This window comes from Micrococcaceae bacterium Sec5.1, assembly GCA_039636795.1.
Lineage (GTDB): Bacteria > Actinomycetota > Actinomycetes > Actinomycetales > Micrococcaceae > Arthrobacter.
In genome coordinates this window covers 3,215,112-3,229,680 of the sequence record CP143430.1, presented here as the reverse complement: position 1 = coordinate 3,229,680, position 14,569 = coordinate 3,215,112, and the positions used below count along the sequence as shown (strand labels likewise).

12 protein-coding genes are annotated in these 14,569 nt (G+C 61.4%); 5 read left to right on the top strand and 7 right to left on the bottom strand.

The genetic code is table 11. The annotated features are described in order from the left end of the window. Nucleotides 1–82 precede the first annotated feature (82 nt). The 3 genes from VUN82_14655 to VUN82_14645 all read right to left on the bottom strand — a co-directional run bounded on the left by VUN82_14655 (nucleotide 83) and on the right by VUN82_14645 (nucleotide 3,167). Nucleotides 83–1,171 (bottom strand): tRNA (adenine-N1)-methyltransferase, encoded by a 1,089-nt coding sequence (locus tag VUN82_14655; protein XAS70357.1) that lies wholly within the window; start codon nucleotides 1,169–1,171, stop codon nucleotides 83–85. 97 nt (nucleotides 1,172–1,268) lie between these two features. Beyond that, entirely contained in the window at nucleotides 1,269–2,447 is a 1,179-nt protein-coding gene (locus VUN82_14650; GenBank protein ID XAS70356.1) for a site-2 protease family protein, read from the bottom strand. Continuing rightward, nucleotides 2,448–3,167, bottom strand: coding sequence for an HAD family phosphatase (locus VUN82_14645; GenBank protein ID XAS70355.1), 720 nt, complete (start codon nucleotides 3,165–3,167; stop codon nucleotides 2,448–2,450). Between the two features lie 122 nt (nucleotides 3,168–3,289). Here VUN82_14645 and VUN82_14640 point away from each other — a divergent pair, with 122 nt between their 5' ends. Then, nucleotides 3,290–4,195 carry a PAC2 family protein gene (locus VUN82_14640; protein ID XAS70354.1) on the top strand — a complete coding sequence of 302 codons (906 nt, stop codon included), beginning with the start codon at nucleotides 3,290–3,292 and terminating at the stop codon, nucleotides 4,193–4,195. On the opposite strand, the gene mshC is transcribed toward VUN82_14640, so the two are convergent. Together mshC and VUN82_14630 are read right to left on the bottom strand one after the other, a co-directional pair. Continuing rightward, on the bottom strand, nucleotides 4,192–5,469 hold the full coding sequence (gene mshC / locus VUN82_14635) for a cysteine--1-D-myo-inosityl 2-amino-2-deoxy-alpha-D-glucopyranoside ligase (protein XAS70353.1): 1,278 nt from the start codon (nucleotides 5,467–5,469) through the stop codon (nucleotides 4,192–4,194). The two genes, VUN82_14640 and mshC, sit on opposite strands and share 4 nt — an antisense overlap. Nucleotides 5,470–5,484: 15 nt before the next feature. Next, nucleotides 5,485–6,318 carry an undecaprenyl-diphosphate phosphatase gene (locus VUN82_14630; protein ID XAS70352.1) on the bottom strand — a complete coding sequence of 278 codons (834 nt, stop codon included), beginning with the start codon at nucleotides 6,316–6,318 and terminating at the stop codon, nucleotides 5,485–5,487. A 51-nt stretch (nucleotides 6,319–6,369) separates the two neighbouring features. Here VUN82_14630 and VUN82_14625 point away from each other — a divergent pair, with 51 nt between their 5' ends. Continuing rightward, on the top strand, nucleotides 6,370–7,302 hold the full coding sequence (locus VUN82_14625; protein XAS70351.1) for an aldo/keto reductase: 933 nt from the start codon (nucleotides 6,370–6,372) through the stop codon (nucleotides 7,300–7,302). A 12-nt stretch (nucleotides 7,303–7,314) separates the two neighbouring features. Here VUN82_14625 and rfbA read toward each other — a convergent pair whose 3' ends face one another. Then, entirely contained in the window at nucleotides 7,315–8,181 is an 867-nt protein-coding gene (gene rfbA, locus VUN82_14620; protein XAS70350.1) for a glucose-1-phosphate thymidylyltransferase RfbA, read from the bottom strand. Nucleotides 8,182–8,234: 53 nt separating this feature from the next. Between rfbA and rfbB the strand changes: the two genes are divergently transcribed. Next, nucleotides 8,235–9,233, top strand: coding sequence for a dTDP-glucose 4,6-dehydratase (rfbB, locus tag VUN82_14615; GenBank protein XAS70349.1), 999 nt, complete (start codon nucleotides 8,235–8,237; stop codon nucleotides 9,231–9,233). Between the two features lie 3 nt (nucleotides 9,234–9,236). Further along, nucleotides 9,237–10,646 (top strand): bifunctional dTDP-4-dehydrorhamnose 3,5-epimerase family protein/NAD(P)-dependent oxidoreductase, encoded by a 1,410-nt coding sequence (locus VUN82_14610; protein ID XAS70348.1) that lies wholly within the window; start codon nucleotides 9,237–9,239, stop codon nucleotides 10,644–10,646. Here VUN82_14610 and VUN82_14605 read toward each other — a convergent pair. Then, on the bottom strand, nucleotides 10,638–11,354 hold the full coding sequence (locus VUN82_14605; GenBank protein XAS74690.1) for a glycosyltransferase: 717 nt from the start codon (nucleotides 11,352–11,354) through the stop codon (nucleotides 10,638–10,640). The two genes, VUN82_14610 and VUN82_14605, sit on opposite strands and share 9 nt — an antisense overlap. Before the next feature lie 605 nt (nucleotides 11,355–11,959). Between VUN82_14605 and VUN82_14600 the strand changes: the two genes are divergently transcribed. Beyond that, nucleotides 11,960–14,563, top strand: coding sequence for a WecB/TagA/CpsF family glycosyltransferase (locus VUN82_14600; GenBank protein ID XAS70347.1), 2,604 nt, complete (start codon nucleotides 11,960–11,962; stop codon nucleotides 14,561–14,563). The last annotated feature ends 6 nt before the right edge of the window (nucleotides 14,564–14,569 follow it).

Here is a 14,569-nt window from a genome sequence, read left to right as displayed (position 1 = left end):
TTCCTGCGCTTAACAAGACCTTAGTCCCGAAAAGCGCAGGGTGCTTGGTGACATCCGGAATGCGGACCCTATTGTGACCTTTTCAGTTTGTGACCGAGGGCTCGTCCTGGACGTTGGTTCCGGCGATGGCATCACGTGCGGCGCGCCGGAGTTTCTTGTCCGATACTGCGCGCTCCCCTACTGCTCCCGGAGTCCAGGCGTTCAGGTCTTCCTCGCTGAATTCGGTCTTGGACGGGCGCCGTTTGACGGAGATTCCCGTGACGCCGTCGGCGAGCCGCCTGGTGACCAGGAGGAATCCAGTATGGGCCACCATGCGGTGATCCGGACGGACGGCGAGTCCTTCAAGGTGCCAGCCGCGGACCATGGATTCCCAGGCGTCCGGCTCGGTGAAGCGTCCGTCAGCGCGGATGGCTTCGGCGGTGCGGGACAACTGGGTGACGGTTGCTACGTAATTGATCCAGACGCCGCCGGGAGCCAGGACTGTTGCAACAGCGTCCAAGCACTCCCACGGAGCGAGCATGTCCAGCACTACACGGTCTACGGAGCCGGGTGCCTCGGCCTTGACTACCTCTTCCTGGAAGTCGCCCAGGGAGATCTGCCAAGCGGGGTGCGGGCCACCGAAGATGGTCTCGACGTTCCCCCGGGCGATGTCCGCGAATTCTTCGCGCCGCTCAAAGGAATGGAGGTAGCCGCCGTCGCCTACTGCACGGAGCAGGGAAATGGACAGCGCGCCGGAGCCAACACCGGCTTCAACAACGCGGGCCCCGGGGAAGATGTCAGCCATCGTGACGATCTGGCCAGCATCCTTGGGATAGACGACGGCCGCGCCACGCGGCATGGACAGGACGAAGTCCGAGAGCAAGGGCCGCAGCGTCTGGTACTGCTGCCCGATGTTATTGCTGACTACCGAACCATCAACCTTGCCGATGATTTCGTCGTGGTTCAGGAACCCTCGGTGGGTATGAAAAGCTCCGCCCACCTCAAGCGTGATGGTGTTCATCCGGCCACGCTCATCCGTGAGCTGCACCCGCTCGCCCACACGGAAAGGCCCACGGCGCCGGGCAGCCCCGGTTGGCTGCGTGGCAGAGTCCGTGGCTGGCTTGTCAGTGCCTGTGTCCGCGCCCGGGACAGTGCCTGCGATTGTCTGCGCCGCGGCGGTTTCGCTGCTCATGTGGTGTTCCTCGCTCCTGGGCGGCTGCGCCGCCATGTGTTGCTGCCGTATGGGCGTCGAAAATCGATGGTTTGTTTTTATGGACCGGCACGTAACTCTACCGGCAAGCCCGTTGAGCGCGCCCGCTGCCCCGGGCTTCTTTACCTGTTATCGCTGTCACTACTGCTTGCTGCCTGAGCAACCCCGTCACGGTTCCGTTGTGGTCCACCACAGCGTATTCGCCACCCTCCAGCCGCGCCAGATACTGGATCAGCTCCTGGCCTTTGGACCATTCCGGGACGTAGGCACCGGCCGCCAGTGCATGCGCTACGGCGGTGACCGGCGTCGTCGCTACGGCCGCGGGAGGAACCGCGGCAGCCGCGCCGGGATCAACCACTCCCTGAGGCTTTCCGTCAGGTCCGCAAATTACGACGGCGGGACGCCCGGCAGGTGATACCGCCAGGATGTCTGCCACAGTCGCCGCGTTCGGGAGCCCCACTGCGGGCTCCGCTAGCCCGGCCGCGCTCACCAGGTATAGGCGGCTGCGGAGTTTTGCGTGGTTGATGGAGCTGGAGGCTCCCATCCACAGGAAGCCGCAGACGAGGACAGTGATGAGCATGAGGCTGATATCCAGGGGCGCTCCTGTGAGGAACGGCACTCCGATAAACCAAATGACAAGGGCGGCCACGATGACACGGCCTGACCATCCTGCCGCAATGGTTCCCTTGTCCTGGCTGCCGGTGGCCTTCCAGACCGCCGATTCCACCAACCGACCGCCGTCCAAGGGCAAACCGGGAAGAATGTTGAAGATGCCAATAAGGAGGTTGGCCCACATCAGGATGTTTGCCAGGATTTCCGCGACGCCACCGAGGATGCCTGAAGAAAGGACCGCCCACATGCCGCCGGCGAGGATAAAGTTTGACACTGGTCCGGCAAGGGCAACGATGACCGAGCGTCCCGGCGATGCGGTGAAGCTCTCGAATTGCGTGTGCCCGCCCCACAGGTTCAAGACAATCTTTTCCGTTGGCCAGTTGAACGCTTTGGCGCTGAGCGCATGGGCAAGCTCGTGGACCAGGACGGAGAGCGCGAGCAGCAAGGCATAGCCGAGGGCAACAAAGTAGGCCCAGATGCCGAGGTTGGGCATTCGCACCAGCAGGGCAGGCCCATAGACGATGACGGTGAAGCCGGCGATAACGAACCACGAGTACGCGAGGTACACGGAGATTCCCGCGATTTTTCCGAGCGGGATGCCGTCCTTTTTGGTCACGGCATGGTGTGGCGTGGAGGAGCTGCTCACCTAGTTTGCCCCTTCAAGCAGGTTTCCCTGTGCGAAGCGGTTGGCAACCAGCTGGCTGACGTCCGCCGCGGACCGGCCCACCAGCGTTTCCCACATGACCATGCCTGGATACTCGGGCAACGGAACCTGGTGCGGAATGCCCACGGTCAGCACTCCGGATGCCAGGGCAGCCGTGGCGCCCGGGATGGAATCTTCCAGCGCAACACAGTGATCGATGGTCAGCGACGGGTCATCGAGCCGGAGCCGTTCAACAGCCGTGAGGTAGGCCTCCGGGTGGGGCTTGCCGTTGCTGACGGTGTCTCCCGTGACCAGGAATTCGAAGTAGGGCTTGGGAAGGCTTTCGACGATGACGCCGGCCAACGGGCCCTCGGACATGGTGACCAGGGCACAACGGATGCCTGCCTGGTGCAATTCGTCCAGCAACTCGCGTGCTCCCGGGCGCCAGGGAACTTCATTGCGGACGTGCTTGATTACCTGTGCGCTGAGGGTATCCACAATTTCACGGGCTTCGAGACGGACTCCTGCAGCCTGGAGCACTGCGGCCGAGTGCAGCAGGGACTGCCCCACCAACTGCATGGCCTGCTGGTGTGACCAGGTCCCACCGTGCGCCTCCACGAGTGCGCGCTCGGCGGCGATCCAGTAGGGCTCAGTGTCCACTAGGGTGCCATCCATGTCCCAGAGCACGGCTTTGAGGAGGGGCTGACTGGATGACGAAGGCATGGTTTCAAGTCTACGTGGAAGCCGGGGCGCTTCCGGCCGGGCTTGCGCTGTGGGCGAATACAGGCAACGCTTCGGGGCGAAATGCCATGCATCCACAAGGGTCTTGGACGTAGGGTGAGTGGATGAACAGTGTGGACGGGACCCCCGAAGGACAGGACATCACCGCGGAGCCCGAGCGTTTCCTTAAGGAACCCGCGGAAGGCCAGCGCGTCACCGTAATGATCGCCGCGTTTGAAGGCTGGAACGACGCCGGCGAGGCCGCCAGCGATGCGCTGCACTATTTGAACAAGCTCTGGGACGGCAAGAAGGTCGCCACAGTGGACGCCGAGGAGTACTACGACTTCCAGTTCACCCGGCCCACCGTGCGGCGCACGTCCTCTGGTGCGCGCAAGGTCAAATGGCCCTCGACGCGGATCTACAAAGCGTCAGTTCCGGACAGCAATGTGGACGTGGTGTTTGTTCTGGGCACAGAACCTTCATACCGTTGGCGCGCCTACACCACCGAACTCCTGGTCCACGCCGAAGCGCTGAAGGTGGACTCGGTCATTCTTGTGGGTGCGCTGCTGGCCGACGTTCCGCACAGCAGGCCCATTCCGGTAAGCACCACCACGGAAGACAGTTCACTTCGGGAACGGTTGAACCTGGAGGCCTCCCAATACGAGGGGCCCGTGGGAATTGTGGGGGTGCTGGCCGAGTTTGCCATGCTGGCAGGGCTGCCGACGGTTTCCCTGTGGGCAGCGGTCCCCCACTATGTCGCACAGCCGCCCTCGCCCAAGGCCCAACTCGCCATCCTTCACAAGATCGAGGACTTGCTCCAGGTTCCCCTTGACAGCCAGGCCCTGGCGGAAGAGTCCGAGGCCTGGGAACGCGGAGTGGACGAACTTGCCACCGAAGATCCTGAGATTGCTGCCTACGTACGCCAACTGGAGGAGGCCAAGGACACAGCGGACCTCCCGGAAGCCTCGGGCGAATCGATCGCCCGGGAGTTCGAGCGCTACCTCAAGCGGCGGGGTAAGGACCGGCCCTAAAGCTCCACGCCGAGCAGCGCGTCTACGGCATCGCTCATAAGTGCGGCGTCGATCCCGGACGCCGGAGCGTTGTTCCGCAATGCCTCCTCAGCCCAGCGATCGACAGCGGCCATCGCTCCGGGAGCGTTGAGGTCATTGGCCAATTCCAGGCGCATGGCGGCGACGAGCGCTGCGGCCGAACCGGCAGGAGCAGCGTCACGGGCATTGCGCCACTGGGCCAGCCGATCCTTTGCTGCCCCGAAGTCCGCCTCAGTCCAGGACCAATCAGAGCGGTAATGGTGGGCGAGGATCGCAAGGCGGATGGCTGCGGGTTCTTCTCCAGCAGCCCGGAGCTTGGAGACAAGAACCAGGTTGCCCTTTGACTTGCTCATCTTTTCCCCGTCGAGGCCCACCATGCCGGCATGGGCATAGTGTCGGGCAAGCGGAACGCCCGCCAGCGAGTAGGCGTGTCCTGCTCCCATTTCGTGGTGGGGGAAGATGAGGTCCGAGCCGCCACCCTGCACGGTAAATGGTGCGGGCAGGTACTTCTGTGCGATGACCGTACACTCGATGTGCCACCCGGGACGGCCGTCGCCCAAAGTGGCGCCCGGCCAGCTGGGTTCTCCTTCGCGTGCCACCCGCCAGAGCAAGGGGTCGAGCGCCTGGCGTTTGCCTGCCCTGTCCGGATCGCCCCCGCGCTCTGCAAAAAGGGCAAGCATTTCCGCTTCGCCGAGACCTGAAACGTCGCCCAGAGTCCATGCATCCGTGGCGTCGGATCGTTTGCCGGCCATTTCGACGTCGTAGTAGACATCGCCGTCGGGCTCGCCATTCGTACCTTGTACGCGGTAGGCGACGCCGTCCGCAATAAGCCGCTCGATCGCCGGCACAATATCCGGAATGGCTTCGACTGCGCCGATGTAGTGATTGGGGGCAAGGACGTTCAGGGCGTCCATATCGGTGTGGAACAGTTCAATCTGGCTCTGCGCCAAGTCACGCCAGTCCACGCCGGTGGCCGTGGCGCGTTCAAGCAGCGGGTCATCGATATCCGTAACGTTTTGAACGTAGTCCACCCGGATCCTGGCATCGCGCCACGCCCTGTTGAGGAGGTCGAAGGCCACATAGCTGGCGGCGTGGCCCATGTGCGTCGCGTCGTACGGCGTAATGCCGCAGACGTACATCGATTGTTCCGGCTGCGGCTCTATCTCCACGACGCGGCCGAGGGCGGTGTCGAAGAGGCGTAGTTGCGGCATGCTGCCTGGCAGCTCAGGAACAGGGCGGGAAGTCCACGATTTCACGACTCAACCTTAGTGCTAGGCGCTGATCACATTGAAACCGAGCAGGACATACAAGGCCAAGCCAAGAAGGATGCGGTACCAGACAAAGAGCCTGTAACTGCGTGTGGAGACGAACTTCAGGAACCAGCCGATGATCACGTAGCCCACCACGAAAGCGATGACTGTGGCCAGTGCCGTCTCCGGAAGGCCGTAGGGACCGGCGAGCCCCTCCTTGGAAACCGTTTTGTAGAGCTGGTAGAGGCCGCTGCCGAAAACCGCCGGAATGGCGAGGAGGAACGAGTAGCGAGCCGCAGCTTCGCGCGTGTACCCCATCAGCAGCCCGGCAGTGATGGTTCCGCCGGAACGCGAAACGCCCGGAATAAGGGCCATCGCCTGGGCAAGGCCGTACAGAATGCCATGCTTATAGCTGAGCTGTGTGAGATCCCGTTCCTGGCAGCCAATGGCATCGGCAACTGCCAGGATCATGCCGAAGACAATGAGCATGGTGGCAACTATCCACATGCTTCGCAGGACCGACTCGATCTGGTCCTGGAACAACAAGCCGAGCACGATGATGGGGAGGCTGCCCAGGATTACCAGCCATCCCATTCGGGCGTCCGGATCGTTTCGTGGGACTTTCCCACTCAGGGACCTGAACCAGGCCCCGATGATCCGCACGAGGTCGCGCCAGAAATAGACAATGACCGCCGTCTCCGTACCCAGTTGGATAATGGCCGTGAAGGCGGCTCCGGGATCGGCTGCATTCGGAAGGAATGAGCCCACGATCCGCAAGTGGGCGCTTGAGGAGATCGGGAGGAATTCGGTGAGGCCTTGCACCAGGCCCAGCAAGGCTGCTTCTATCCAGTTCACGTGAATAGACCCTACGTCATGAAGACTGGGAACTCCCCGTAAGCTATCAGCATGCAGCAGCGTTATGTCGGGAACAGCGGGTTCCGTGTCTCCTCTTTGTCCCTCGGAACAATGTCCTGGGCGCAGGAGACGGATGAGCAGGACGCCGCGGAGTTGCTCCACGCGTTCGTGGACGCAGGTGGCACCGTCATCGACACCGCTGCATCGTATGCCCAGGGCCAGGCTGAGGCCATGCTGGGCTCCATGTTGGGTGATGTCGTGGCTCGCTCGGAAGTCGTGATCTCAACCAAAGCCGGCGTCTCGTCGTCGGAATCCAGGCGCAGCATCAACGCATCACGCGGTGCCCTGCTCTCGGCCTTGGACGCAAGCCTGGCAAGGCTTGGAACCGACTATCTCGATATCTGGTTCGTTCAGGAGTGGGACCCGAATGTTCCCTTGGACGAGACTCTGTCAGCGCTGGAGCTCGCACAGAGGTCAGGACGCGCCCGCTATGTGGGAATTTCCAATTACAACGGGTGGCAGACAGCCAAAGCGGCGGCAGTGGCTGGTTTCACGCTCGTAGCCAACCAATCCGAATATTCCCTGGTGCAGCGAAAGCCGGAGGAAGAGCTCATTCCTGCCGTGGAGGATGCCGGGCTCGGCCTGATGGCTTGGGCTCCCCTGGGCCGTGGTGTCTTGAGCGGAAAGTACCGGGGCCAGATTCCCGCGGATTCCCGTGCCGCGCAGAGCAGGCTTGCTGCCTATGTGGAGACATACCTTGAACCGAAGGCATCACGGGTAGTGGAGGCCGTCGCCATGGCCGCCCGGGGGCTGGGACGATCGCCCCTGGACGTGTCGCTGAGTTGGTTGCTTTCCCGTCCCGGCGTTGCCACGGCGATAGTGGGAGCCCGGAACGCCGTCCAGCTCAAGGAATTGCTGGATGCCAAGTTGACGGTTCTCCCGGCCGAGATTGCGCGTGCCCTGGAAGACGTCTCGGCGGCATAGCCCTCGAGTTCCTTACTGGCGGTCGAGGATGTCCAACAAGTAGCTGCCGTAGCCACTCTTGGCGAGCTTGGAAGCCTGCTGGCGGAGTTCTTCGTCGTTCAAGTATCCCATTCGCCATGCAACCTCCTCCGGCGCTCCGATCTTCAGGCCCTGCCGGTTCTCGGTGGTGCGGACATAGTTTGAAGCATCGTTGAGGTCGCCGAAGGTTCCCGTATCCAGCCAGGCGGTCCCGCGGGGGAATTTTTGTACGTGGAGCCTGCCGAGCTCCATGTACTGCCGGTTGATATCCGTGATCTCCAGCTCCCCTCGAGGGGAAGGTTTGAGGTTTTTTGCCATGGCGACGACGTCGTTGTCGTAGAAGTACAGGCCCGGGACCGCGTAGTTGCTCTTTGGGGACGCGGGCTTTTCTTCGATGGAGACGGCCAGACCATCGTCATCGAATTCCACGACGCCGTAAGCACTTGGATCCTTGACCCAGTAACCAAAGATCGCGCCACCTTCGACGTCGGCGTACTTGCGGAATTGGTTACCCATTCCGGGACCGTTGAAGATGTTGTCACCCAGGATGAGCGCTACTTTGCCATTGCCAATGTGCTGCTCCCCCAGGATGAATGCCTGGGCCAGGCCATCCGGTGTCGGCTGCTGTGCATAGCTGAGGTTTATCCCAAATTGGGATCCATCCCCCAGGAGATTCTCGAACTGAGGGGCATCAGTCGGTGTGGTGATGATCAGGATGTCACGGATTCCAGCCAGCATCAGCGTGCACAGGGGGTAGTAAATCATTGGTTTGTCGAAGACAGGGACCAATTGCTTACTGATGCCAAGCGTAATGGGATGAAGCCTGGAACCTGTGCCGCCGGCAAGAATTATCCCGCGCATATTTGCTGTCCCTCCCGCTGCACATAGCCGTAATTGACGGCTACGCTATGGCCATGCAGAGAATCCTTGTCACCGGCGGGGCCGGATTCATTGGATGCAACTTTGTCCACTACATCATGGAGCACACTGTGCTCCATGTCACGGTCCTGGACAAATTGACGTACGCCGGCAACATCGAGTCCCTCGCAGGCCTGCCCCGCGAACGCTTCGAATTTGTCCAGGGTGATATCTGCGATGCCCCGCTGGTAGACGGCATGGCGGCAGCCGTTGACGCCGTGGTCCATTTTGCGGCCGAGTCGCACAACGACAACTCGCTGGAGGATCCCAGGCCGTTCGTGGACACGAACCTCGTAGGGACGTTCACGCTCGTTGAAGCGGCGCGGAAGCACAGTACCCGCTTCCACCACATCTCCACGGACGAGGTATATGGGGATTTGGCCCTGGATGACCCGCAGCGTTTCACTGAGGCATCGGTCTATCGGCCCACGAGCCCCTACTCTGCAACCAAGGCCGGTTCAGACATGCTGGTTCGGGCCTGGATTCGTTCCTTCGGGCTCCAGGCGACCATCAGCAACTGCTCCAACAACTATGGGCCCTATCAGCACGTGGAGAAGTTCATTCCCCGACAGATCACCAACATCCTGGATGGCAACCGTCCCCGCCTCTACGGCAACGGCCGCAATGTGCGGGACTGGATCCATGTGGAGGACCACTCCTCGGCTGTGCTGGCAATCCTGGAACGTGGGCGGATTGGTGAAACGTACCTGATCGGTGCTGACGGTGAGCAGTCCAACCGGGACGTCGTGGAGAAGCTGCTTCGGCACATGGGCCAGTCACCTGATGCCTACGACCTCGTGACCGACCGGCCGGGCCATGACCTGCGGTATGCGATTGACTCCAGCAAGCTTCGAAAGGAACTTGGCTGGGTCCCCCGGTTTGCAGACTTCGACGCCGGCTTGGCTGACACTGTGCGCTGGTACCAGGACAACGAAGCTTGGTGGCGGCCGCAAAAAGCTGCGACTGAAACCAAATATGCAGCTCAAGGCCACTAAGCCATGGAACCCGCTGAATTGACATCCCGCGGTACGCCGATCCCTGGGCTGGTGCTTTTCGAGCTGCCGGTCCACGGAGACCACCGGGGATGGTTCAAGGAGAACTGGCACCGAAGCAAGATGTTGGCTTTGGGCCTGCCGGACTTTGGGCCTGTACAGAACAACATCTCTTTCAATGCCAAACGCGGGACCACGCGGGGTATCCACGCCGAACCGTGGGACAAGTTCATCTCCCTCGCCTCAGGGCGGATCTTTGGTGCGTGGGTGGACCTGCGGGATGGGCCTACGTTCGGAACGATGTTCCATGCCGAGCTGACGGCCAAGGACGCCATCTTCGTTCCACGCGGCGTGGGCAATGCCTTCCAGACCCTGGAAGACGACACCGCCTACACCTACTTGGTCAACGACCATTGGAGCGCCGGCGCCCAGGCCGAATATACGTTCCTGAACGTTGGCGACGAAAGCGTCGCTGTCCCGTGGCCAATACCCTTGGAGCGGGCCATCCTCTCACCGCAGGACCGAAACCATCCGAGGCTGGCAACAGTCACGCCCATGCAATCCAGGCGGACGTTGGTACTCGGTGCGGACGGACAAGTCGGGAAGGCGCACAGACGGGAGTTCGACGGCGACCCGACCGTGGACTTTGCGGGGCGGGCCCAGTTCGATATCTCGGCAGAGAATTCCTATCTCGCCGCCGATTGGCGCAAGTACTCCACGATCATCAACGCCGCCGCCTTCACAGGCGTCGACGCCGCGGAGACAGCGGAAGGCCGCACTGCTGCCTGGAGCATCAACGCAGCCGCAGTGTCCCGCCTGGCGAGGACCGCCGTCGAACATTCACTGACGCTTGTCCATGTATCCAGCGACTATGTGTTCGACGGTACGGCCGCCGTTCACCACGAAGAGGAGCAACCCAGCCCGCTGGGCGTCTATGGCCAAAGCAAAGCCGCCGGTGACGTTGCCGTTGCTGCGGTGCCGCGGCACTACATTGTGCGGAGCAGTTGGGTAGTGGGCGAGGGCCGCAACTTCGTCCGCACCATGGCTGGGTTGGCGGCGAAAGGCGTGGCGCCCGCGGTGGTGGGCGACCAATGGGGGCGGCTGACATTTGCATCCGATATTGCCGCGGCGATCCGGCACTTAGTCACCAGCCAAGCACCTTATGGAACGTACAACCTCAGTAGCGACGGCGAGCCCCAGTCCTGGGCGGAAATTGCACAGGATGTCTATCGCCTCTGCGGCGCGGATCCTGGGAAAATCACGGCCATCAGCACCTCCGAGTACGCCAAGCCCGGGGCGGCGCCGCGTCCAGGCAGCAGTGTTCTGGACCTTTCGAAAATAAAGGAAGCGGGCTTCACTCCGTCCATGTCTCATTCCCGCTTGGAAGCGTACCTGCGTTCCGGAACGTCACTTTGAGACGGGGCTGCCGGCTTTCCGCGCCAGGAGGGTCTTGGTCAGATCCCTAAGCCGCGATGGCTTTCGGAGCAGGCGCAGGAGAATTTTCCAGGCGCCCAGGACCCTGTCCACGCTGCGGCTGAATAATCGATCATCCACGTCGAGGGAAACAGAAAAGTGCGGTGCAATGCGTTGGGCACTCGTCCGCAGGCCCACGACCTCGTTGAGGACGTTACCGCCGTGAATCACCTGCAACCACATCGGGTGTGTGGTCCGCACGTTCAGGACGGGGGCATATGCATCGATCCGGTAATGATGTTCAACGAACACGGTGGCCGGACGGTGGTTCGTAACCCGTTCTATCAAGCTTGAAAATGGATTCATCGTGTATGGGCGGACATAGAGTTTCCGCCCGGCATACTGCGCGCCGTTCACGAGATTAACGAAGTTTTTGTCCTGTTCCGTGAAACAACTTTGAATTGTCTCAATAAAGTCGTTTGCCACTGCGTCGTCATTGTCTACCCGCGTAGTGATGACGTAGGGAGTGGCACTAAGCTCGCCAATTGTCCGGCTAAGGAATTCCTGCGAGAACGCACCCTCAACGTAAACGGCCCGAAAGACGCCTTGGGATAGTTTGTCAATCTCCTGCCTCAACCACACTGGTGACAGGGAGTCAAGGAAAACCAGCCAAGTAAACCGGGTTTCTGTTTGATTTCGGAAGCACGGCATGCAGTACATTTCAAAGAGTTGAAGGCGCTCGCGAAGCCATTCGTCTGTGGGCTCTGCCTTGTGATAAAAGCTGCGGACATTGAAGCGTGTCAGAACAAAATGCGTTGCCGAGCCCCCCAAACAGTCTGTGATCTCGCTGCCCATGTCCGTCCTCTACGTGGTCAGGGTTGGTCCCTCGGTGTCGACATAACGCATCCTCTCCCGGCAGGGGCCGGCAGGCAATACCCTGCGGCCGCGGACCTTCCCATGAGTCAAACGCGCGCTCTGGTGTACGCAGGCAAATCGTCCTAAAGTAGCCCTACGGCAGCCTCGAAACAGTAGGGCCGGGAGACAACTCAAGGAAGTAAGTTCGGGCGGCACCCGCCGTCCGGCATCGGCGATCCAGGAAGTGCAGCGACTTGGATCGCCGGCACATTTTTGTGCCGTGAGTTGGATCATCGAGCCTGGAGCCGAGAATGCTGCACCAAGAAACTGCGCCCTCCCGGGTCGCCAACCGCCATATTTCTGCGAAGTTTCGCCCGGGAGAAGCCAGAGGGCATGGTTCCAGACCGCCAATAGTTTCCCCCGCCGGGCAGGATCTGTGGGTGAGTTTGGGTGGAGTCCCTGTGAAGCTCTTGGAGTTTGACGGCGCCCTGCGGGAAATTATGGACAGGGCAACCTCAGTGGGGGCGCCACCTCTTGGCGTTTGTTCTGCAAACCTGGACCATATCCTGCACTTTGGGGCCGGAAGCAGGTGGGTGGGCGCCATGGCGGAGCACGCGTCCGTGGAGTGGCTGACGTTGTTGGACGGAGCCCCCCTGGTCGCCCAAGCCCGTCGTCTCACCGACCAGCCGTGGCCACGATTGGCGGGAAGTGATCTTGTGGAGCCTCTGCTGGACGAAGCCGAACGCCGCGGCCTGAGCGTGGGATTCCTCGGTGGGACGGAGCAGGCCCAGGAGCTTATCCGCAGTAGGTTCGCAGTAGAGCGTCCGGATCTGGCGATCGCAGGCTGGTGGGCCCCGGAAAGGTCCGTGATCAGCGATGAGCAGGCTTCGTTGGAGCTCGCCGCACAGATAGCGGCCAATGCTCCGGACATCCTGGTGGTTGGCATGGGCAAACCCCGCCAGGAATTATGGGTCAGCAAGTATGGTCGCCTCACGGGAGCCAAGATTCTGCTGGCATTCGGTGCTGTTGTCGATTTCCTCGCTGGTCGAATCCGGCGCGCCCCATCCTGGATCAGTTCCCACGGCTTTGAATGGGCTTGGCGACTCCTGCTGGAGCCGCGCAGGCTTGCTCGCCGGTATCTGGTGGATGGACCCGAGGCCTACCTGAAGTTGCGTCAGGTCAGCGCTGCAAACATTCCTCCCACCGCACTGCCGATGGGCCGGAACCCGGACCATTCGATAAATGCCCCGGCCCGGGCCAACCATCAGGCCCCGCAGCCCTTCCTGCCGGCGGCGGTGAGGGCAGAGGTAGCAGCCATAGTTGTTACCTACAACAATGCCGACGACGTCGGGCCCCTGATTTCGAGCCTGAGGGCCATGACGGGCGAGCAAACCATGAAAGTAGTGGTGGCTGACAATTCTCCTGACGATCGGACCATGACCGAGCTGGCGAAGCATCCGGATGTCATCTCTTTGCCAACGGGCGGAAATCTCGGCTACGCGGGTGGCATCAACGCTGCGATGCGCGTGGCGGGGCCCGCCGACGCGTACCTCATCTTGAATCCGGACCTGCGGGTGGAGCCAGGGGCGGTGGCAGCATTGCGCCGAAGAATGAGCCTGTCCCACGCTGGGGCGGTTGTTCCGGTCCTGCTGGAAAATGATGGCAGTGTCTACCCCTCCCTGCGCCGCGAGCCGAGCGTGATGCGGGCCCTGGGCGATGCCGCGCTGGGCAGCCATCTGCGCCGTCGGCCCGCCTGGCTCTCTGAAATGGACTTCGACGTGGAGGGCTATCAATACGCTCATCGCATCGAATGGGCCACAGGCGCGGCTCTCTTGATAAGCGACGAGGCAGCCCAGACCGTTGGGGAATGGGACGAGCAATTTTTCCTGTATTCGGAAGAGACAGATTATTGCCATCGAATCCGCGAAGCAGGGAAATCAATTTGGTTCGAGCCCACAGCAAGGATGTGGCATGAAGGCGGGGGTTCGGGTACCTCGCCCCAGCTGACGGCGCTTCTGTCCGTGAATCGTGTTCGCTATGCAGCCAAACATCTCGGGCGGAGCAGGGCTCTGCTTTTCCGGGCCGCGGTTTGCGCCGCTGAGATGGCACGCATGAACAAGCCTGGCCACCGGGAAGCAGCGAGGGCCCTTTTGAGTAAACGTCTATGGCAGACGTTGCCTCATGCCACCCGATCCCCTGATTTTTCGAAGGGCCTTCCAACCGGAGCCGTCATTATTCCGGCGCACAATGAGGGAAAAGTGATTGGCCGGACACTGGATTCTTTGAAGGAAGTCATCAGCGCGGGAACTGTGGACGTCATCGTGGCATGCAATGGCTGCACCGATGATACGGAATCCATTGCCTCACAGTATCGGGGCATTAAAGTCCTGCACGTCGAGGAAGCGTCCAAAACGGCAGCGCTCAACGCCGCGGACGGCGCCACGGAACTGTGGCCGCGACTGTATCTTGATGCTGATGTAGAGCTCAACCCCGAGGCACTCCAAGCCGTTTTCAAGGCTCTTGAGGCCGGGTCCCTTCTGGCTGCACGGCCAGCTTTCCGGTACGACACCATCGGAGCCTCCGCGTTGGTCAGGGCCTATTACAGGGCCCGGAACCGGATTCCTGGAAACTCGCAAGGATTGTGGGGGGCGGGTGTCTACGCAATGAACGCAAATGGTCATGACCGGCTCGGAGAATTTCCTGGTCTGACCGGTGACGACTACTACGTGGACGGCTTGTTTCAACCCGGCGAAAAGGCTGTTCTGGAGACCGACCCTGTCGTTGTGAGGACTCCCCGCTCATCGAGGGCATTGCTCGCGATTCTTCGGCGCACTTACCGGGGAAACCAGCAGCAAAGGCCATCACGGGCCCCGCAGTCGACGTCACCTGACGCAGCCTCCTCGACGGCGCGGACTTTGCAGGAGCTGACTGGTTCAGTACGCGGGCCGGTCAGTGCATTCGATGCCCTGGTCTATGCAGCTTTCGCTGTTATTGGCCGGTATGGAGCATTCTTTACGGGGAGAGCGAGCGCTTCCTGGGAACGCGATGAGAGCAGCAGGCAGTAGCTGAGG